Origin of the sequence: Sphingomonas sp. 4RDLI-65 (assembly GCF_049472435.1) — a bacterium.
In the GTDB taxonomy this organism is placed as follows: Bacteria; Pseudomonadota; Alphaproteobacteria; order Sphingomonadales; family Sphingomonadaceae; genus Sphingomonas.
The window spans coordinates 41,458-62,945 of sequence record NZ_JBCEBT010000005.1; the positions used below are offsets into that span (position 1 = coordinate 41,458).

Sequence of the window (21,488 nt, forward strand, 5' to 3'; positions counted from 1 at the left end):
TCAAAACCCCGTGGACAGACGCAGCCCGAAGGTGCGCGGACGCAGCATTAGCACTTGGGCGGGGCCACCGAGCTGCGAGAGAATGGTTTGGGCAGCTAGCTGACCGTTTACGTCAAACAGGTTTTGGACGTATACCTGGGCATCGACCGGGCCGAACGATACCCCGGCACGGAGGTCCACCGTTTCATAGCTCGGCAGTCTGTACTGGCGCAGGTTCGTTCCGCCGTCGAAGCTTGCGCGGCTGTCAGATGCGAAACGCAACGTACCGCCGATGGTCGGTTTGAGATTGCTGCGGAACAGTGTGTAATCTGCGTTCACGCTGGCGGTGACGTGTGGCGTGTTGGGCAGACGTTCCCCGGCGCGCGCGCCGAGCACCGGAACAGCTTCGGTGAGGGAACCGTCATTATAGGCAAGGGCACCGGTGGCGACAAACCCACGTTGGGGCCGTGCAGTTAGCGTTAGTTCGGCACCTTTGATATGAGCTCCGGCAGCATTGGTAAAATTGGTCACCCCGGCAACGGGGTTCAGCAACTGGATGTCCTTCCAGTCAATGTAATATGCCGAGAGATCGAAGCCGAAGGTGCGGTCGGCAGTTTCGGCCTTGAAGCCCCCCTCGTAGCTATTGAGCGAATCCGAGGCGAAGGTCGGCGCTGATCCGGTGCCAGTCACCGGATCGATCACACGGAAATTGGGTCCCCCTGGTCGATAGCCGGATGCAAACCGAACATAAGCGGTAGCATTGCGGGAAAACCGGTAGCGGGCATTGGCCAGATAGGTCGTAACGTCTTCATGGCTTGACGATCCCGGAGCCGAAACAACGAAAATACCGGATGCATCCTGGGTGAACCGCTGCCGATTTTGCGCGTAGCGGACTCCTCCAGTAACGTCGAATCTATCCGTCACGTGATATGTGAGGTCACCGAACAGCGCCCATTCCTTGTAGCTGCTGTCGATTGCGGCTGTGACTGCGTTAACGTTAGGCAGAGGCACGAGCCCCTCCCCATACGTCGCCGCGATCTGGCGCAAAAGGCTATTCTCGTGGGTATAAAACGCGCCGACCTGCCACTCGAGCTGGGTGCCAGTGGGCGACGCCAGCCGAAGCTCCTGCGTGAATTTGCGCGTGCGGGCTAATTCATCAATCGCGACTGCCTGCGCGGGAATACCTGCCAGTTGCTGAAGGTAGAGTGCATAAACCGCCGAACCGTCGGTACTCGCATAGGTATTGTTGGTCTGATAGCTAGTTATAGAAGTTAGCGTCGCCGGGCCGAAGTCATAAGCAACAGTTGCACTGGCCAAGCGGAAGTTCGAACGGAACGGCTCGGCGAGCGGGTGGCTCTGATCGTACCAGCCGTCTACCGGCGTGCCGTCGAGCCCGATCGACGCATATGCATTGCCGTTACGACGAATATCTTGGGCAAAACCGGTTAGGCGGATCGAAAGATCATCGGCCGGTGTGAAAAGTGCCTCGACACGGCCGCCGTACACCTCGCCGCGGTCGACATTCTTCTCTCCGGTGACTGCATTGTCGAAATAGCCGCCGTCGCGTGAATAGTAGCCGCTCGCACGTAGTCCGAGCTTATCATTGACGACGGGCAGGTTGATCACTGCGGAGCCGTTCCAACTCGTGCCACCATTCTCGGTAGTCGATACTCCGCCCTGCGCCTTAGCCTCGACATTGGTCAGCGACGGCTTGCTAATCACGTACTTCAGCACGCCGCCCATCGAGCTGGCACCATAAAGCGTCCCTTGGGGCCCGCGTAGTACCTCAACCCGATCGATATCAAAGAGGCCCACGTCGAGCGCGCGGCGCGCACCGTTGGCGAACGCAGAGCTCGATCCGTAAGGCACGTCGTCTACATAGATACCGACGGTCGGGGACACATCCGCTCCGCTGGTGACGCCGCGCATGCTGACTTGGGTCGTGCCCGCACCCTGAGACACATACTGAAGCCCTGGGACCAAGTTAGCAAAGTCGACGAATTGCTTGGCATTCAGCTTGGTAAGATCGTCACCTGAAAGTGCGGTCACGGATTGTGGCGTGTCGATTAGGCGTTCGAGGCGTCTCTGTGCGGTTACGACAATATCACCGGGCGCTTCGGCGGACTGAGCGACGGAAACACCTAGCGATGGCGCAGCGTTTCTGGGTTCATCCTGTTGCGCAATCACAGGCGATGCGACCAGCCCTAGCGGAATGCTGGACAAGAGGGAGCGGCGTAGCGAACCAGTTAGGAAGCGAGTCATCAACGTTCCCCTTTTCCAGCATCCATTCTTGGATGCTAATTTGCAGTAAGGGCAAGTTGATTGTCTTTTTGCATAAAAAGCAAGAGAAATTGGACATGGGGATTGTTTGTTTGTCGATTGCCATGAAAGTCAGCTTGGCTGTAGCGCAGCCCAGTTGGCGGCCGTAAAAACCTTTAACTCGAACAGCCCGTTGCGAGAGCTCTCATCGTGAAAATAGGTGACTAGCAGTTCAACGGGTCGGCCATTGACCGCCACGAAGCTGTGCCAAACATCGGCATCCATGTAGATGGCATCGCCTATCTCAAGAATGATGGGCGACTTGCCCTGACAATACACCACGGCATCGCCTTCTATGACGTAGATAATCTTCTCGCCGGAATGCTTGATGAACTCGGTGTCCCAAATGCTGACTGGCTCGATCGAGCAGCGCATGCATTCAAGCGCCCGATGTTCCGATTCTCTAAACAGATATCTCGCGGACACCTCGCGGTCACGACTTTCCTCACGCTGTCGTGCACGATCGACAATGAAACGCGGACCTTCTTTGGTCCGCTTGGCACGGCGCGTCTCGGTTTCCTCTACGCTTCGCGAAACCAGATCCTCCGGCGATACGGCGAGTGCCTTGGCCAGAAGGTCCACTTTTTCCATCGTGATGCCCAGCTGAGTATTTTCAAGGCGTGACAGCGACGAAATTGAGATGCCCGTAAGCTCTGACAGCTGTTCAAGCGTCAGCTTCTTACGCTTGCGCAGCGTACGCACATGCGCACCGATCGTATCGGCTACAGATGTTGCCGACGCGGCGGCCTGTTTGCTGGTCATCAGCATCGGGTATCGAGGTTGCCCGCCATTCGCCAGCGTCATGATTGCCGTTGCATCAACCCCAAAGCGACCGCTCGAAGGCGTGCAGGCACCTCCCGTCATGCCGGACACCTGCATCCTCGGGTCGCTTCACGATCAGGGGCGCGTCCAAGTCGACCACGTCGCATAGCGAACCGATCATGTAAGCCGGCGCAATTGCAAGGCCGGTCGCAAGCATACAACCGACCATCAGCCCGAAATTCTGTTCACGTCCCGCTTGAGCAAGAGCCAGTGCCTCGGTCAGGCCACCTGTCTTGTCGAGTTTTATATTGATGTGCGCAAAGCGCCCCTGGAGTCGCTGGAGATCGGATCGATCGTGACAGGATTCGTCCGCACAGAGCGGCACCGCGCCGGTGTATCCGTCCAAAAGGGCATCGTCGCCGGGCGGCAGCGGCTGTTCGATCATCGATACGCCGGCATCCGCCAGGATGGGCGCCAACTGATTGAGCCGCTCCAGCGTCCACCCTGCGTTGACGTCGACGAACAGCGGCGTGTCAGGCCGCGCTGCACGAACTGCGCGCAGGCATTCTATGTCCCGTTCACCGCCCAGCTTGAGCTTGATCATCGTAGGGGCCTCGAGGGAGCTCGCTGCCTCGAAGGTTTCTTCTGGCGAAAGGATTCCGATAGTGACGTCGGATGGAATTGATGCCGGGCGAGCAAGACCAGCGATATCCCAGACGGTGCGGCCCGTGACTTTGGCCTCAAGGTCCCAAAAAGCACAATCTAGCGCGTTACGCGCGGCGTTCGCAGGCAGAACCCGCTGCAATACTGCGCGGTCGACATCACCAGCCTCGATGGCAGGAGCTATCTTGGCGATCTCAGCAAGGGTTTGACTAGCGGATTGTCCGTAGATCGCCATCGGGCAACACTCACCGCGACCTGTAAACCCGGTGTGATCCAAACTCACTTCGACGACATCAAGGCCCAATAATGTTCCGAACGCGACCCTGATCGGGTGACTCAGTTCCACGAACCTCTTGCGAGCTGAAACTTTCATACCGGCCTCCCCAATCTTTTTGCATTAATAGCAATAAGCGGAGGATATTGGCTTTTCAAGCAACATTGCGGGTTGCCGTCAAACTGGCAAAGCTGCTGCGGAATCGTAAAACTTGGGGTAGGATAGTCCAATTCTGCAGGTCCGGACAGCTGGCGTGCTACCGTCGAAACCGTAACCGATGCACTGAGCTGTCGGACCGGCCGACTAACGATCTTCCAACCCTAGCCACCCATTAAAGACGCTTCTGAGCGGAACGCCGGACGGCAAAGCGGTCCGAGTGAGCAGATGAACGAGCGTCTGAAGTTGGGAGGCGGGAGGGGCCTCCTGAATGTCTGAAACTGGGTCTTAAAGAAGCGGCCAGATTACCGCGAAAATTTATCTTGTCCCGCTTTCACGCCGGATCAGATCCGCGGCTTCCGCCTCTCCCGACTTTTGATCGGTATCAGCCGCCGCGATATCATCGGCAAGTAGCATCAACTGGTGGCCAGTGGTCGATCCGTTCGACGCGTCCTCTGCAACGTTCAGGCCTGAGCCCTTCGCGATCGCGCGGTCCCAGTCGGTGCGGACCGCGGCCCAATAGTCCTTCGTCTTCGCCCAGTACGCGTCTGCCGCGGCCACCGCGAAGTCGGTCGCGGGCGTATAGGTGTTGATCACATATTCGTGGACGTAGGTGGCAGGCTTGCCGTCCTTGATGCCGATCTTGGCATTGTCCTGCTCGTGGACCCAGCCGGCGGGGGTCAGCACGTGGCGGTTGCTGCCGATGTAATGATCATAGGGCGGGTTGCGGGTCGCGTCGCGGCGAGCGAGCGGCCGGCGCGTTTCGTCGCTGGTCCAGCGCGTCGCGCCGTCGTCGTAGCGCCAGCGACCGATCCCGCCGTACCGCGGGGAATCGTCGGTCTGCCACACCGTCTGCGACCATGCGCCCCGCCGTTCCGCCTCGACGAGCGGGCGCAGCGCCCAACGACCGGCCGCGGCGTAGACGAGCACGCTCTCGGGTTGCCACGTCCAGTCCTGTCGCCAGTGCTTGATCACCATCGTCTTGGCGTTGCCGTCCGTGACGACCAGCAGATGCTGGAGGACGACATGATCGGGCTTATCGACGATCGCGCGGACCACCTCGTGGCCGCCGCTGAGCTTGGCCGGGTAGGGCGTATAGCCTGCGACGAGCGGCGTGGTTTCGCGCATGTCGAACGTCACCTTGAAGGTGCCGGCCATCGCCAGGATCGACGCGCGATCGCGGGCCTGGTCGCCATAAACGGCTTGCATCTGGGCGGATGCGATCGTCGGCACGAGGGGGAGCGCGGCCAGCATCAGCCCGGTCGCGAGGAGAAGGGATCGGAGCATTGGAGGCCTCACAGGTTGAGCGAGAAGGAGAGCCCGGCGTTGCGGCCGGGTTGCGAATAGGCGTCGCGGACGACCGAGGTCGAGGTCAGTCCCCGGACGTCGCTCCACCAGAAATACTTCTTGTCGGTGATGTTGAAGATCCCCGCGCGGAGCGTCGCATGATCCATCACGCGCAGCGATGCGGTGGCATCGAGGATCCAGAACCCCGACGGCGTGAAGCAACTGGTCGCCGTTGTGTTGCAGCTGTTGTTGGTATCGCCGACCTTCTTGCCCGCCGAATGTGTTGCGACGACCTCGGCGCGGAACGGTCCGGCGTCGGGTTGGTAGAAGATGCCGGCAACCAGCTTGACCGGCTCGATGCTGTCGAGCGGCTGCGTGCCGGCGACACCGGCCAACCGCATCGTGCCCTTGGCGTAGGATGCGGCCGCGCGGACGCCGACGCCGATCGGCAAGCGCGCCTCGCCGCGTGCTTCGACCCCCTCGATCTTGACGCGGCCACGGTTGATATACTGGTATACCGCCGGGTCCGCCGCGGTGAAGGCGCCGCTGACCTGGACCTGATCGATGAAGTTGCGGAAGCGGCTGCTGAACGCGGTCCCGCTCAGCGACCAGCGTGCGCCGCTCAACCGTATGCCGCCCTCGACGCTGTTGCTCGTCTCGGGTTCGAGATCGGGGTTGGGGATCGATCGGTAATTCTGCGTGATGTTGGCAAAGCCGTTGTTGATCTGGTTCGGCTCGGGCGGCTTGAAGCCCTGCGCATAGTTGGCGAACAGCCGGACGCCCTCGGTCAGCTTGGCGACCGCACCGATCCGCGGCGTCACCTTCGATCCGCTCTGGTCGCGCGGTACGAAGGTCGTGAACAGCGGATCGTTCTGTGGGTTCAGCGTGTAGTGATCGTAGCGGATCGACGGGAACAGCGTCAGCAGTCCGTCGGCGATAGCGATCTCGTCCTGCGCGAACACGCCGACCAGCGTGTAGTCGGTCGTCGGGAAGGCGCGGGTCGGATAGACTTCGCCCGCGGGTGCGACGGTGCCGTCTCGCACACCCGTCTGGCGGGTGTGCGAGTAGTCGGCGCCATAGGCGAACAGGTGCGTCAACGGCCCGGTCGTGGCGCGGCTTTCGAGTTGCAGCGTGCCGCCGTAGACCTCGTTGTCGAAGCGGTTGATGCGCGTGCGGTCGGCGGCGGTGTTGCGGTCCTCCGCCGCGGCCTGGAGCGTGAGGCTCTTTTGGTAATAGCCCGCCGCGCGGATACCGCTGACGATGCCGCCGATCAGGGGGGCGCCGATGTAGCGATAGTCGAGCGTGCCGCGGTTGCGCTCGGTCGTGTCGTGCGCGGTGAGGCCGATCACCGATGTCGCCGCGAGCGGGGGCTTGGCGATCGCGCTGAGCACGTCGGTGTCGACCACGGACGAGAAATGCTCGTAGGTCAGGCGCAGTCGGCTGGTATCGTTCGGCGCCCAGACGAGGCGGCCGAGCAGCGCGTTGGACTCGATGTCCTGCGGGTTCGCCGTCGTGCGATCGGTGGTGGCGCTGTCGTTGCTTCCCTTGGTCTCGGTTTCGTGACCTTCGCGGCGGGTATAGGCGACCATCGCCTCGATATCGCCGGTCTTGCCCGCAACCACGAAGCCGTTGGTCCAGCTGTCATCCGAGGAATCGTAGCTCGAGCGAAGCCCGCCGCCAACGAGCTTGCCGTCGGCGAGGAAATCGCGCGGGTCCTTGGTGATGAAGCTGACCGCACCCGCGACGCCGTCGCTGCCATAGAGCGCGGAGGCAGGGCCGCGCAAAATCTCGACCGATTTCAGCAGGTCGAGATCGACGTAATCGCCACGGCCTACGGACTGCGCGCCGAAGCTGAACGCGTCGGGAACGCGGACGCCGTCGACGGTGATGAGGACGCGGTTGCCCTCCAGCCCGCGGATGTTGAACCCGCTGTCGCGGTCGCGTCCGGTCGACGATCCCGCGGCGGTGAAGCGCGACGGCGCCCGGCGGACGGTGACGCCCGGCTCGTAGCGCACCAGATCCTTGATGTCGGAGATGAAGCGATCCTCGATCGTCTTCGCGTCGATCACCGACACGGTGGCGGGAACGTCCTCGACCGCCTTCTCGGAGCGCGTAGCGGTGACCGTGATCGTCTTGTTCTGATCGTCCGGATCGCCGGCAGACGCGGTCGTAGTCGGCTTGTCTGCCGCCGCAGCAGACACAGCGTCTGCATGAGTAGGCGCTGCATGGGCAAAGCCGGCGGTGCCAATCATCAGGGTGATCGGCGAGATGCCCGTCAGCAATTTGGTCAATGTCATATTCGTTATCTCCACGGTCTGAGAGATTGCTAGTGAGAATCATTCTCGTTATCAAGTGGCATCGAAAACGGGAGCATCACGATGACGGGGATCAGGGGAAATTGGCGGACGGCACGCGCGACCGGGGCGTTGGCGCCAGCAATCGCCACTGCGCTCGCACTCCTCCCGGGACCTTCGGCAGCCCATATGCCGTATGTCCTGCCAAGCGCATTCGACGCGGCAGGGCGTGATCGCGTCACGCTCCAGGCGTCGTTCACCGAGGACGCATTCCGGCCCGAGATCGCCATGAAAGACGCGCCGTTCGAGATCACCGGCCCCGACGGAAAGACCGTACGGCTGGCCGCGCCGACGCTGACTACCGACCAAGCGATCGTCGAGGCCACGCTACCGGCGGACGGTGTCTATCGGGTGTCGTCCGGGCAACGGATCGGCCGGCTGAGCAAGATGTACAGGACCGGAGAGACCTGGACGATCGTCGGCGAAGGGAAAACGCCCTTGGCTGGCGCGGGGTCGGTCGACGTGCGCAGCACGACGCTGGCCGATGCCTATGTGGTGCGGGGCAAGCCGGGCGCGCCGGGTGCGCTGGCGGCGCGCGGCAAGGCACTGGAGATCCACCCTCTCGGCGATCCGAGCAGCTATGCTCCGGGTGCGGCGGCTGCGTTCGAAATCCTGTACGAGGGCAAGCCGCTGGCCGGCGAACCCGTGACGCTATTCCGCGAGGCGGGCTTCTATGACGGGCACAAGCAGGTCGCGGTGGTGAAGAGCGACAAGGCGGGGAAGGTGACGCTGACCCCGTCCGACGCCGGGCGGTATCTGATGCTGGTGCGGCACCGCGCAGCTACGCCGGGCGCGGCGGATCCTTATTCGAGCTTCACCGTTACGCTGGCGTTCGAGGCGATCTGAGGCGACGCGGATTTTCGATTCTCCCCCGCGGAAATTGTCGTCGTCAATGTGGACGCAAATACGATCCATGCATGACCGCGAGGGCCAACCGCCTCGGCGCCTAAGTTCATCCTGTTTGCCGAAGAGGAAGGCGATACCCATGCCTCCAACCATAACCAAAGAGATGATAGCCATCAGCATGGCTAGGAATGCCGCGTTAAGGATCGTCGTGACGATGAAAGTTGCTGCGACAAGGCATGCGCCGCCAGAAAGGAGATCGGCGCCTTTGGAAAGGCGCGGCTGGCTGATGCCGGCCCGTGACGACGCGATGTACGAAGCGGTCACTGCCAGAAACGTCAGAAGGGCGCCGACTGCAATTGCCCCAGATAAGCGCGCAAAGCCCACCGACGCCAGTTCGGTTGGAGAGAACGCAGTCATGAAAGCCGGAGCGATCGAAAGAAAATATCCGAATGCCAATAGATAGCCGGCTCCATAGAAAAGGATAACTGGGGCGGCGACGGCAGCTACCAAAGCCAGTAGTGCTACGGTGCTGGCTGTAGTGAGACCCGTGACCGTCCTTTGGCCCTAAGGTGCTGCGGAGTAAGCCCCGCGTAGTTCATTCGATGTCGCATCGGATCTCCCGAATTTTACCGTTCTAGTGCTCGTGGTGCTCTGTTCGGCGCCGTTGATCATTTGCCATCCCTTCTCTGACGGAGAGTCTCGATTCTGAAACGTGAATCTTAAACTAATGGCGGGATGTTGATCTGTCTCTGCAAAGGTTAATTGGGCCGTTGGCGAGATCCTATTTACACTCGAAAGCACGAATCTTTGACCATTATTTGCGATTAGCACCGCAAAAGACTGGATATACTACGACGATGTCGCCGTCATCTGCGCGCCGCAAGTTGCGGCCGTTTGGGCGCGCCGCGGCTTCCCCGCCCCCGGAAGCAAGCTGATTCAGCAGAATTTCTGCAATCAGCCGCCTCCGAGCCACCCGACATAGGCGAACATCGCTAATGAACCTCGGTTTTACAGCGCTTGCTAAGACGTGGGCCCATCAGGCTGCTTTCTTAATCGTTGTACGGGCAGTTGCTTCTGTGCGAAGATGATCTAGTTCGTCTGACCAAGCCTGCATCATCCGGACGCGCTCATCCCAATATTCACCTCGGGCGTATATGCGCCGCACTGCATTCGCATCGACATGAGCGAGCTGCCGCTCGATCGCGTCCGGCGTCCAGTTCCGGGATTCATTAAGCAGCGTACTGGCCATCGCCCGGAACCCGTGCGTCGTCATGCGCCCTCCGCCATAGCCAAGCCGTTGGAGTGCGAGGTTCAGGGTGTTTTCGCACATGGGGCGATCGCGTTTCCCTTGGCAAGGAAACAGATACCGATGCTTGCCGCTCAAGGGGCGAATGTCGTCGATGATCGCAAGCGCCTGCTTCGATAGCGGTACATGGTGCGGGCGACGCATCTTCATCTTTTTCGCCGGGATCGCCCAGACCCTTTCGTCGAAATCGAATTCGGACCATTCCGCTTGGCGCAGTTCGCCCGGACGTACGAATAAGTGCGGCGCCAAACGCAGGGCGACGTGTGTGACACGGTAGCCGTCGAACCCGTCAATCGCACACATCAGTTCCCCGACTTCTGCCGGCTTTGTCAGTGCGGCGAGGTGCTTGACCTTCGGCGTGATCAGCGCACCCCGCAGATCGGCACACACGTCACGTTCCGCTCGCGCGGTTGCCACCGCATAGCGGAACACCTGGCTGCAGGTGCCGCGCAGGCGACGAGCTGTTTCATAATGGCCTTTAAGTTCGATACCGCGGAGTACCTCGTACACCTCATGGGCCGATATCCGGTTGATCGGGCGGGTTCCGAGCTTGGGCAGAGCGAAGTCGAGGAGCCAACGCTGCTTTTGTAACGTGATTGCCGCACGCCCCTCGCGTTCGCATTTGCTGTACCATTCGTCCGCGAGCACCTTGAACGTGATTTGCTCGGCAAGCTTGACGGCTAGCTCCTTCTCTCTGGCGACGGAAACGGGATTCTTGCCCTCGGCGAGAATTTTCCTGACGGCGTCGCGCTTGGTTCTCGCGTCGGAGAGGGTGACATCCGGATACACCCCCAAAGCCATCGTTTGCTGCTTTCCGTCCCACCGATAGGCTAGTCGCCAGTATCGCTGCCCCGACGGCTGAACGAGCATGAAGAGGCCGCCTGAATCGCTGACCTTGTACGGTCGCTCCCTGCCTTTGGCGGAGCGAACTTCCAGTGCGGTGAGAGCCATGTTGGTATCTCCCTTTGTTGGTACCCGGAAGTACCAACAAATGTGCCAACATCGGATTGGGATGCAGTGACACGTCGCGGGCCTTCCGGGGCCAGTTTATGGCAGAAAACCGCGGTTTTTTCAATCTCTGGGGGATCATCTGGGGCCCCCTGAGCAGGGGGCCCTGGTGCCCGGAAGAGGACTCGAACCTCCACGACCTTGCGATCGCCAGCACCTGAAGCTGGTGCGTCTACCAATTCCGCCATCCGGGCACGGGGTAGGAGGGCGCCTCTAGTGGAGGGTCGCGATGCTTGTCAACACGCCTCTTGCTGGGGCAAGGGGTTATTCGCGCATGAGCAGGCAAAACAAAGTGGACGGACGGGCGATGAACGACAAACTGGTGACGCTGATCGGAGGTGGCGGTTTCGTCGGCCGCTATGTCGCACAGGCGCTGCTGGCGACGGGCGCACGCGTCCGTATCGCACAGCGCGATCCGCGGCAGGCGTTCTTCCTGAAGCCGCTCGGCGGGCTCGGCCAGACGCAGTTCGTCGGCGCCGACGTCACCAAGCCCGAGACGATCGCGCATGCGGTCCACGGCTCGGACGTGGTGGTAAACCTGGTCGGTGTGCTCGCCGGCGATTTCCAGCGGATCCAGGCGCTTGGCGCACAGGCGGTCGCGGAAGCGGCGGCCAAGGCCGGCGTCGGCGCATTGGTCCATGTCTCGGCGATCGGTGCCGATCCTGACTCGGCATCGGCGTACGGCAAGTCGAAGGGGCAGGGCGAAGCCGCCGTGCTGGCCGCCTTCCCGACCGCGACGATCCTGCGGCCGTCGATCGTGTTCGGCCAGGAAGACCAGTTCGTGAACCGCTTCGCCGGGATGATCGCCAAGGCGCCGGTGGTGCCGGTGCTGCGCGCGGGTGCGAAGTTCCAGCCCGTGTTCGTCGGCAATGTCGCCGATGCAGTGGTCGCAGCGGCCTCCGATCCCGAGACGTTTGGCGGCAAAACCTTCGAACTCGGCGGGCCCGACATCATCACGATGGGCAATCTCATCCGCTGGATCGCCAAGACGATCGGTCGCGACCCCTCGATCATCGAGCTGCCCGACTTTGCCGGTGCGATGATCGCCAAGGCGGGCTTCCTGCCGGGCATGCCGATCACCAAGGACCAGTGGACCATGCTGCAGAGCGACAATGTCGTCACCGGCACCGATGGCCTCGCGGCGTTCGGGATCGAGGCGACGCCGCTGTCGACGGTCGCGCCGGGCTGGCTGGTGCGCTTTCGCAAGGCCGGACGGTTCGGCCGCCGCGCCGAAACGCGTGCGGAAGTCCCTGTCGCCTGATCCCGCGCGTGCTACGCGTTACCTGACACTGCCCTGACCTACCGCGCCGGAGCTCCCGCTTGACCGAACTTCTGACCGTCATCCTCCTCGGCATCGTAGAGGGAATCACCGAATTCCTGCCAGTCTCGTCGACCGGCCACCTGATCCTGGCCACACGGTTGCTCGGCTATGATGCAGGCCGCTGGGAGGTGTTCAACGTCGTGATCCAGCTCGGCGCGATCCTGGCGATCGTCGTGCTGTACTGGCGGACGTTCTGGGCGGTCGGCATGGGGCTGATCAAGCGCGAGCCGAAATCGTGGCTGTTCCTGCGCAACCTGGTGGTCGCGTTCATCCCGGCGGCGGTGATCGGCCTCGCGCTGCATCATTATATCGAGGCGTTGCTGGGCAATGCCGAGGTCGTCGCGGTCGCGCTGGTCGTCGGCGGGTTCGCGATCCTCGCGGTCGAGCGGTTCGCGCCGCGCAGCGACATCAGCGGCGTTGCAGACATTCCGCTGAAGACCGTGATCGGCATTGGCTTCCTCCAGTGCCTGGCGATGGTCCCGGGCGTCAGCCGGTCGGGCGCGACCATCCTCGGTGCGCTGGCACTGGGCGTCGAGCGGCGGACCGCGGCGGAGTTCAGCTTCTTCCTTGCGATCCCGACGATGCTGGGCGCGAGCGCGCTCGAATTGCTCAAGAACCGTGACGCTATCGCGAGCGGCGGCGGTGTCGGGCTTGGCGCGATCGCGATCGGCGCCGCGGTGTCGTTCATCGTCGCATTGCTGGTGGTAAAGTGGTTCGTCGGTATCGTTACGAAGCACGGCTTCGTCCCGTTCGCCTTGTACCGCGTTGTAGCCGGTTCGGCAGCGCTGATCTGGCTGCTTAGCAAGTAATCCCGAAACGGAACCAATTGTCGTTATTGCAAACGGCTCTTACGAGGGCGTTGTGATAATCGCGGTTTTTTAGGGCAGTTAAGCTGTCTTATATGCGGATTTAGCCGTGACAAGCCTCCGATCGCGCAATAACGCGGCTGTCGGAGGCTATCATGGCGAACGATTCGATGCTCAAATTTGTCGACAGGGAGCAATCCTATCCCGACAAGCGCACCGCGGACGAGCGGGCCGACGATTTCCGCGAAATCGCGCAACGCTACGCGGTCGAGCCCGCCGAGGAGCAGGCCGGGCGCTGTTCGCAATGCGGCGTGCCCTATTGTTCGGTCCATTGCCCGCTGCACAACCATATCCCCGATTGGCTCCGGCTGACGGCGGAAGGCCGGCTGCGCGAGGCATATGAGCTAAGCAACGCGACCTCGACCATGCCCGAGATCTGCGGGCGGATCTGCCCGCAGGACCGGCTGTGCGAAGGCAATTGCGTCATCGAATTCACCGGGCATGGCGCGGTCACGATCGGCTCGGTCGAGAAGTTCATCACCGACACCGCCTGGGAGAATGGCTGGGTCGAGCCGCTGGTGCCCGGCAAGTCGCGCGGCCAGTCGGTCGGCGTGATCGGTGCGGGGCCGGCTGGCCTCACTGCGGCGGAATATCTGCGCGGGCATGGCTACGACGTGCACGTCTATGATCGCTACGACCGCGCGGGCGGGTTGCTCACCTACGGCATCCCCGGCTTCAAGCTCGAAAAGCCGATTGTCATGCGGCGCGTCGAGCGTCTCAAGGCGGCGGGAATCGTCTTCCACGAAGGCTTTGCGGTCGGCGAGGATGCGAGCCTCGACGAACTGCGCCAGCGTCATGACGCGGTTCTGATCGCGACCGGCGTGTACAAAGCACGCGCTATGGACCTGCCCGGTGGCGGATCGAACGGCGTGGTCGCGGCGCTCGATTTCCTCGTCGCCTCGAACCGCAAGGGCTTCGGCGACGCCGTCCCCGCATTCGACGACGGCAGCCTGAATGCAGAGGGCAAGGACGTGGTCGTGATCGGCGGCGGTGACACCGCGATGGACTGCGTCCGCACCGCGATCCGCCAAGGCGCGAAATCGGTGAAGTGCCTCTACCGCCGCGACCGCGCCAACATGCCCGGCTCGCAGCGCGAAGTCGCCAATGCCGAGGAGGAGGGCGTCGAGTTCGTCTGGCTCTCCGGTCCGCAAAGTTTCGACGGCGGTGACGTCGTGTCGAGCGTGAAGGTTCGGAAAATGCGTCTCGGCGCACCCGATGCGAGCGGACGCCGTGCGCCCGAGCCCGATCCCGCCGGGGATTATTCGGTCGATGCCGATCTCGTCATCAAGGCGCTCGGCTTCGACGCCGAGGATCTGCCGAGCTTGTTCGCGACGCCGGAACTCGGCGTCAGCCGCTGGGGCACCGTGCTGGTCGACGGCAAGACGCTGATGACCTCGCTCGACGGCGTGTTCGCGGCGGGCGACATCGTCCGCGGCGCAAGCCTCGTCGTATGGGCGATCCGCGACGGTCGCGACGTAGCGGCGACGATGCACAAGTGGCTGAAGACCAAGGCTGCGAACGCGAAGGTGGCGGCATGAGCAACGAACAGGGTTCCCCGATGATCGATCAACGCGCCCGCCTCGCCGCCGAAGGCATGTACCGCCCCGAATTCGAGGGCGATGCCTGCGGCGTCGGCCTCGTCGCCGCCACTGACGGCCGCGCGTCGCGGCGCGTCGTGCAGTCCGCGGTCGATGCGCTGAAAGCCGTGTGGCACCGCGGCGCCGTCGATGCGGACGGCAAGACCGGTGATGGCGCCGGCCTGCACATCGACTTGCCTGTCCGCTTCTTCGACGACGCGGTCGCCGCATCCGGCCACAAGGTCCGCCCGAACCGGCTCGCGGTCGGCATGATCTTCCTCCCGCGTACCGATCTCGGCGCGCAGGAGGATTGCCGGACGATCGTCGAGAGCGCGATCATCGAGGCGGGCTACACCATCTATGGCTGGCGGCAGGTGCCGGTCGACGTATCGGTGATCGGCCAGAAGGCGCAGGCGACGCGTCCCGAGATCGAGCAGATCATGATCGCCGGGCCCTTGCCCGAGGAACAGGACGCCGCCGAGTTCGAGAAGACGCTGTATCTGGTCCGCCGCCGGATCGAGAAGCGTGTGATCGCCGCGCAGATCCAGGGCTTCTACATCTGCTCGCTGTCGTGCCGCTCGATCATCTACAAGGGGCTGTTCCTCGCCGAATCGCTCTCCGTCTTCTACCCGGACCTGTGCGACCAGCGCTTCGAGAGCCGCGTCGCGATCTTCCATCAGCGCTATTCGACCAACACCTTCCCGCAATGGTGGCTGGCGCAACCGTTCCGCTGCCTCGCGCATAACGGCGAGATCAACACGATCCGCGGCAACAAGAACTGGATGCTCTCCCACGAGATTCGCATGGCGAGCCTCGCGTTCGGCGACAATTCGGAGGACATCAAGCCGGTGATCCCCGCCGGCGCGTCCGACACCGCCGCATTGGACGCGGTGTTCGAGGCGATCTGCCGCTCGGGCCGCGATGCGCCGACCGCCAAGCTGATGCTGGTGCCCGAAGCCGCCAGCCCGGACATGCCGCCCGAGCATACCGCGATGTACCAGTATCTCGCGTCGGTGATGGAGCCTTGGGACGGCCCCGCCGCGCTGGCGATGACCGATGGCCGCTGGGCGGTCGCCGGCATGGATCGCAACGCGCTGCGTCCGCTCCGCTATACGCTGACCTCCGACGGCCTGCTGATCGTCGGCTCGGAGAGCGGCATGGTGGTCGTTCCCGAATCGACGATCGTCGCCAAGGGCCGGCTCGGACCGGGCGAGATGATCGCGGTCGACCTCGAAGAGGGCATCCTGTTGCAGGATCGCGCGGTCAAGGACCGCATCTCGGGCGAGGCGGACTACGCCGCGATGATCGGCGAATTCCACACGCTCGCCGACCTGCCGTCGGTCGAGGATGCCGTCGTCCGCTACGACCGCGCCGAGCTCGCCCGCCGTCAGGTCGCCGCAGGACAGACGATGGAGGACATGGAGCTGATCCTGTCGCCGATGGTCGAGTCCGCGAAGGAAGCGATCGGATCGATGGGCGACGATACGCCACTCGCGGTCATCTCGGACAAGCCGCGGCTGATCAGCCAGTTCTTCCGCCAGAACTTCTCGCAGGTGACCAACCCGCCGATCGATCCGTTGCGCGAGCGCCACGTGATGTCGCTCAAGACGCGGTTCGGCAATCTCGCCAACATCCTCGACGTCCGCGACCAGCGCGAGCGCGTGCTGGTGCTCGATTCGCCGGTGCTGACGGGCGAGCATTGGTCGCGGTTGAAGGCGCATTTCGGGAATGCGGTTGCCGAGATCGACTGCACGTTCGACGTCGGCGGCGGCCCGGAGAAGCTCCGCGCGGCGATCCAGCGGATTCGCAACGAGGCGGAGCAAGCCGTCCGCCAGGGCAAGAGCGAGATATTCCTTACCGACGAGGCGATCGACGAAGACCGCGTCGGCATCGCCGGCGTGCTCGCGGTGGCCGCCGTCCACACGCACCTCGTCCGCCGGGGCCTGCGCTCCTACGCGTCGATCAACGTCCGCACCGCGGAGTGCCTCGATACGCATTATTATGCCGTGCTGATCGGCGTCGGCGCGACCACCGTGAACGCCTATCTCGCCGAAGCCGCGATCGTCGATCGCCAGTCGCGCGGGCTGTTCGGCGATCTCGACCTCGCCGAATGCCTCCGCCGCCACCGCGTCGCGGTCGAGGAGGGACTGCTCAAGATCATGTCGAAAATGGGCATCGCGGTCATCTCGTCGTACCGCGGCGGCTATAATTTCGAGGCGGTCGGCCTCTCGCGCAGCCTCGTCAACGACCTGTTCCCCGGCATGCCCGCGAAGATTAGCGGCGAGGGTTACGCGTCGCTCCACGTCAATGCGACGCAGCGCCACGAGGCGGCGTTCGACCCCAGCGTGGCGACGCTGCCGATCGGCGGCTTCTATCGCCAGCGCCATACCGGCGAGACGCATGCCTATTCCGCGCAGCTGATGCATCTGCTCCAGACCGCGGTCGCGACCGACAGCTATACCAGCTATCTGCAATTCTCGCGCGGCGTGTCCGACCTGCCGCCGGTGTACCTGCGCGATCTGCTCCAGTTCAACTTCCCCGCGGAAGGCGTTCCGGTCGACCAGGTCGAGGCGATCACCGAGATCCGCAAGCGCTTCGTCACGCCGGGCATGTCGCTCGGCGCGCTCTCCCCCGAAGCACACGAGACGCTGGCGATCGCGATGAACCGGATCGGCGCGAAGGCCGTGTCGGGCGAGGGTGGCGAGGACAAGTCGCGCTTCGTGCCGTATGCGAACGGCGACAACGCCAACTCGTCGATCAAGCAGGTCGCGAGCGGCCGCTTTGGCGTGACGGCCGAATATTTGAACGCGTGCGAGGAGATCGAGGTCAAGGTCGCCCAGGGTGCCAAGCCTGGCGAGGGCGGCCAGCTGCCCGGCTTCAAGGTCACCGAGTTCATCGCCAAGCTGCGCCATGCGACGCCCGGCGTGACGCTGATCTCGCCGCCGCCGCATCACGACATCTATTCGATCGAGGATCTTGCCCAGCTCATCTACGACCTGAAGCAGATCAATCCGCGCGCTCGGGTGTGCGTGAAGCTCGTGTCGTCGGCAGGCATCGGTACCGTGGCTGCGGGCGTAGCGAAGGCGCATGCCGACGTGATCTTGATTGCCGGCCATGTCGGCGGTACCGGCGCGTCGCCCCAGACCTCGATCAAATATGCCGGCACGCCGTGGGAAATGGGCCTGTCGGAGGTGAACCAGGTGCTGACGCTCAACGGCCTGCGTGGGCGCGTGCGGTTGCGTACCGATGGCGGGCTGAAGACTGGGCGCGACATCGTCATCGCCGCGATCCTGGGGGCGGAAGAGTTCGGGATCGGCACGCTGTCGCTGGTCGCGATGGGCTGCATCATGGTCCGCCAGTGCCATTCGAACACGTGCCCGGTCGGGATCTGCACGCAGAACGACGCGCTGCGGCAGAAGTTCGTCGGCACGCCCGAGAAGGTGATCAACCTGATGACCTTCATCGCCGAGGAAGTCCGCGACATCCTCGCGCGGCTCGGCGTGAAGAGCCTCGACGACGTGATCGGGCGGACCGAGCTGTTGCGGCAGGTCAGCCGCGGGGCCGAGCATCTCGACGATCTCGATCTCAACCCGATCCTCGCGAAGGTCGATGCTGATGATTCGCAGCGCCGGTTCTCGCTGTCGACTTGGCGCAACGAAGTGCCCGACAGCCTCGATGCGCAGATCATCAAGGATGCGGCGGCGGTGTTCTCGCGCGGCGAGAAGATGCAGCTGACCTATTCGGTGCGCAACACGCACCGTGCGGTCGGCACGCGGCTCTCGTCGGAGATCACGCGGAAGTTCGGCATGTCGACGCTGGCGGACGATCACGTGACGATCCGCTTGCGTGGCTCGGCGGGCCAGTCGCTCGGCGCGTTCCTGTGCAAGGGCATCACGCTCGAAGTGTTCGGCGATTCGAACGACTATGTCGGCAAAGGCCTCTCGGGCGGCACGATCATCGTCCGGCCGGCAGTGAGTTCGCCGCTGGCGAGCCAGGACAACACGATCATCGGCAACACCGTGCTCTACGGCGCGACCTCGGGCCGGCTGTTCGCGGCAGGGCAGGCGGGCGAGCGTTTCGCGGTCCGCAACTCGGGCGCGATCGTGGTCGTCGAAGGCTGCGGTGCAAACGGGTGCGAGTACATGACCAACGGCATCGCGGTGGTGCTCGGCGCGGTCGGCGCGAACTTCGGTGCGGGCATGACCGGCGGGATGGCGTTCGTATACGATCCGGACGGCGTGTTTGAAAAGCGGGCCAACCCTGAGAACATCACCTGGGCGCGAGTGCGGTCGCTGCATTGGGCCGACGTGCTGCTCGACCTGGTCCGCGACCATGCCGACACGACCGACAGCAAATGGTCGAAGGGCCTGCTCGAGGACTGGGACCGGGTGGCGCCGCATTTCTGGCAGATCGTTCCGAAGGAAATGCTCACCCGCCTGAGCCACCCGCTCGACGACAGCGTGGAGTTGGTTGCGGCGGAATAACCCCAAGCCTTCACACCACCCCGGCGAAGGCCGGGGTGGTGTAGGGGGAGAAGTCAGTTGGTTTCGCGCAGAGGCGCAGAGGCGCAGAGGACGCGGAGCTGTTTCGCTCGGGACGAGCGCGCGACATTACAACGTGCGTTGTTGAGAGGCTCGCTTCGCGACAAGCGCAACACCTCCGCGCTCTCTGCGCCTCTGCGCGAACAAATCTTATCGCCACAAACGCCACGCCACCCAACCCGCGCTAGTGACACACCCGCCCCCCACCGCCTAAACGAACGGCATGTGGCAGCTTTATCAATTCCCTTTGTGTCCCTTCTCGCGAAAGGTGCGCCTGCTGCTGGGCGAGAAGGGGGTCGGCTACGAACTGGTCCGCGAATCGCCCTGGGATCGCCGCGACGAGTTCATGGACATGAACCCCGCCGGCCAGACCCCGGTGATGGTCGACGCGTCGCGCGGCGTGGCCCCGCTCATTGATTCGATGGCGATCTGCGAATTCTTCGAGGAAACCGTCGAGAAGGCGGCGATGATCAACGGCACCGCGACCAACCGCGCCGAGATCCGCCGGCTGGTGACGTGGTTCGACACGCATTTCTACCGCGACGTCACCGGGCCGCTGCTCCACGAGCGTATGGTCAAGCGTCTCGCGCACCGCACCGCGCCCGACGCTAAGGGCCTGCGTGAAGCCATGAAGGCCGCAGTCGGGCATCTCGACTATATGGATTACCTGCTCGATCACCGGAACTGGCTCGGCGGCGCGACGATGAGTCTCGCCGATCTCGCGGCCGCCGCGCAGATCTCGGTCACCGATTATCTCGGCGGGATCGACTGGAAGGGCCACGACCAGACCGCGCGCTGGTACCGCGGCTTCAAGAGCCGCCCGAGCTTCCGCCCGCTGCTGTCCGAACGGATGGAGCTGATCTCACCCCCGGCCCACTACGACAATGTGGATTTCTGAGATGATCGCGTATCCCGACTTCGAGAAGGTCGACATCCGCGTCGGCACGATCGTCGAGGCCGAGACCTTCCCGGAGGCGCGGAAACCGGCGTTCAAGCTGCGGATCGATTTCGGCGACGAGATCGGCGTGAAGCGCTCGTCCGCACAGATTACGGAACACTACACGCCGGAAACACTGGTCGGCCGGCAAGTCGCCGCAGTCGTCAATTTCCCGCCACGCCAAATCGGGCCGATGATGTCCGAAGTCCTGACGCTCGGCTTTCCCGATGCGGGCGGGAAGGTGGTGCTCATCTCGCCGACCGGGCCAGTCCCGAACGGCGGGCGGTTGTTCTAACATCCCCGTCATCCCCGCGGAGGCGGGGACCCATACCGGCTAGCCTGTCGACTAGAACCGCCGACAACCGAGGATATGGATCCCCGCCTGCGCGGGGATGACGCTGGTTGGGGAGGGGAGGGCCGACGAACCCAATAGCATTCGCAGCCCCCTAAAAGCGCCCTTACTGGCGCAGGTCGCTCTGCGTGATCGGCACGATCTTCACCTCAACGCGACGGTTCGCAGCCCGGCCGGCATCGGTATCGTTCGACGCGATCGGCTGCGTCTTGCCGTAGCCCCGCGTGCCGATACGCGCCGCCTGCACGCCGTGACCCGACAGATAATCCGCGACCGACCGCGCCCGACGCTCCGACAGCGTCTGGTTGTACGCGTCGCTGCCGGTCGAATCGGTATGCCCGTACACGTCGACATAGGTCTGGTTATACTGCGACAGCGTGTCCGCGACCTGATCCAGCGTGCGCTGGAACTGCGGCTGCACGTTCGCGCTGTCATACGCGAAGGTGATGCCCGACGGGATGTTCAGCACCAGGTCGTCGCCCTGGCGGATCACCTGCACGTCGGTGCCCGCGGTGCGTGCGCGCAGGTCGCGCTCCTGCTTGTCCATGTATGCGCCGATTCCTGCGCCCGCGAGGCCACCGATGCCTGCGCCAAGCAGCTTCTCGGTCCGGTCGTGCCGTCCACCGACCACGTCGCCGAGCAGATAACCGCCCAGCGCGCCGCCGATGCCGCCGAGCGCGGTCTTCGAGATCGTCTGGCGACCGGTCTCCGGATCGGTGGTGCAACCGCTGGTGGCGATCAGCGCGGCCAGTGCGGCACCTGCGAACATCTTGGTTTTCATCGATAAACTCCCTGAGACATGATGGATGACGGCATTATGCCCGTTACGGCCGATAACCCGGTTTCGCGACGATTGTTCCGCCTGCGCACTGAACCCAGCCTGACCATCTTCGCGGCATGATGTCGAGCATGTCCAAGGACGGTTGTGCGACGGGCCGTT

General features: G+C 63.3%; 15 protein-coding genes and 1 tRNA gene. 8 read left to right on the forward strand and 8 right to left on the reverse strand.

Annotation, left to right across the window (positions count from 1 at the left end; all coding sequences use genetic code 11):
• The 5 genes from VH567_RS12605 to VH567_RS12625 all read right to left on the reverse strand — a co-directional run bounded on the left by VH567_RS12605 (nucleotide 1) and on the right by VH567_RS12625 (nucleotide 7,737).
• Entirely contained in the window at nucleotides 1-2,241 is a 2,241-nt protein-coding gene (locus VH567_RS12605; RefSeq protein ID WP_423326620.1) for a TonB-dependent receptor, read from the reverse strand.
• A 129-nt stretch (nucleotides 2,242-2,370) separates the two neighbouring features.
• The gene (locus VH567_RS12610) at nucleotides 2,371-3,162 is read right to left on the reverse strand and encodes a helix-turn-helix domain-containing protein (protein WP_423326790.1); all 792 of its coding nucleotides are present in this window, start codon (nucleotides 3,160-3,162) and stop codon (nucleotides 2,371-2,373) included.
• Entirely contained in the window at nucleotides 3,116-4,096 is a 981-nt protein-coding gene (locus VH567_RS12615) for a dipeptide epimerase (protein ID WP_423326622.1), read from the reverse strand. Before VH567_RS12615 ends, VH567_RS12610 begins: the two co-directional genes overlap by 47 nt.
• Before the next feature lie 375 nt (nucleotides 4,097-4,471).
• Nucleotides 4,472-5,440: a DUF6607 family protein gene (locus tag VH567_RS12620; RefSeq protein ID WP_423326624.1), complete on the reverse strand. Its 969-nt coding sequence runs from the start codon at nucleotides 5,438-5,440 to the stop codon at nucleotides 4,472-4,474.
• Nucleotides 5,441-5,448: 8 nt separating this feature from the next.
• Nucleotides 5,449-7,737 carry a TonB-dependent hemoglobin/transferrin/lactoferrin family receptor gene (locus tag VH567_RS12625; protein WP_423326626.1) on the reverse strand — a complete coding sequence of 763 codons (2,289 nt, stop codon included), beginning with the start codon at nucleotides 7,735-7,737 and terminating at the stop codon, nucleotides 5,449-5,451.
• Nucleotides 7,738-7,818: 81 nt separating this feature from the next.
• Here VH567_RS12625 and VH567_RS12630 point away from each other — a divergent pair, with 81 nt between their 5' ends.
• Complete coding sequence (locus VH567_RS12630; RefSeq protein WP_423326628.1) at nucleotides 7,819-8,640, forward strand: DUF4198 domain-containing protein; 822 nt, start codon at nucleotides 7,819-7,821, stop codon at nucleotides 8,638-8,640.
• Between the two features lie 163 nt (nucleotides 8,641-8,803).
• Entirely contained in the window at nucleotides 8,804-9,103 is a 300-nt protein-coding gene (locus tag VH567_RS12635; protein WP_423326629.1) for a hypothetical protein, read from the forward strand.
• Between the two features lie 573 nt (nucleotides 9,104-9,676).
• Here VH567_RS12635 and VH567_RS12640 read toward each other — a convergent pair.
• A complete protein-coding gene (locus VH567_RS12640; protein ID WP_423326630.1) occupies nucleotides 9,677-10,897 on the reverse strand; it encodes a tyrosine-type recombinase/integrase in 1,221 nt (406 codons plus the stop codon).
• 164 nt (nucleotides 10,898-11,061) lie between these two features.
• Nucleotides 11,062-11,148 (reverse strand) — tRNA-Leu (locus VH567_RS12645).
• 113 nt (nucleotides 11,149-11,261) lie between these two features.
• Here VH567_RS12645 and VH567_RS12650 point away from each other — a divergent pair.
• From VH567_RS12650 to VH567_RS12675, 6 genes are all read left to right on the forward strand, one after another.
• Nucleotides 11,262-12,215 (forward strand): complex I NDUFA9 subunit family protein, encoded by a 954-nt coding sequence (locus VH567_RS12650; RefSeq protein ID WP_423326631.1) that lies wholly within the window; start codon nucleotides 11,262-11,264, stop codon nucleotides 12,213-12,215.
• Nucleotides 12,216-12,274: 59 nt separating this feature from the next.
• Nucleotides 12,275-13,084: an undecaprenyl-diphosphate phosphatase gene (locus tag VH567_RS12655; protein ID WP_423326632.1), complete on the forward strand. Its 810-nt coding sequence runs from the start codon at nucleotides 12,275-12,277 to the stop codon at nucleotides 13,082-13,084.
• A 152-nt stretch (nucleotides 13,085-13,236) separates the two neighbouring features.
• Entirely contained in the window at nucleotides 13,237-14,679 is a 1,443-nt protein-coding gene (locus VH567_RS12660) for an NAD(P)-dependent oxidoreductase (RefSeq protein ID WP_423326633.1), read from the forward strand.
• On the forward strand, nucleotides 14,676-19,202 hold the full coding sequence (gltB, locus tag VH567_RS12665; protein ID WP_423326634.1) for a glutamate synthase large subunit: 4,527 nt from the start codon (nucleotides 14,676-14,678) through the stop codon (nucleotides 19,200-19,202). Before VH567_RS12660 ends, gltB begins: the two co-directional genes overlap by 4 nt.
• 280 nt (nucleotides 19,203-19,482) lie before the next feature.
• Entirely contained in the window at nucleotides 19,483-20,157 is a 675-nt protein-coding gene (locus VH567_RS12670) for a glutathione S-transferase family protein (RefSeq protein ID WP_056054264.1), read from the forward strand.
• Entirely contained in the window at nucleotides 20,144-20,491 is a 348-nt protein-coding gene (locus tag VH567_RS12675) for a tRNA-binding protein (protein WP_423326635.1), read from the forward strand. Before VH567_RS12670 ends, VH567_RS12675 begins: the two co-directional genes overlap by 14 nt.
• 163 nt (nucleotides 20,492-20,654) lie before the next feature.
• On the opposite strand, the gene VH567_RS12680 is transcribed toward VH567_RS12675, so the two are convergent.
• Nucleotides 20,655-21,329: an OmpA family protein gene (locus tag VH567_RS12680; protein ID WP_423326636.1), complete on the reverse strand. Its 675-nt coding sequence runs from the start codon at nucleotides 21,327-21,329 to the stop codon at nucleotides 20,655-20,657.
• Between the last annotated feature and the right edge of the window lie 159 nt (nucleotides 21,330-21,488).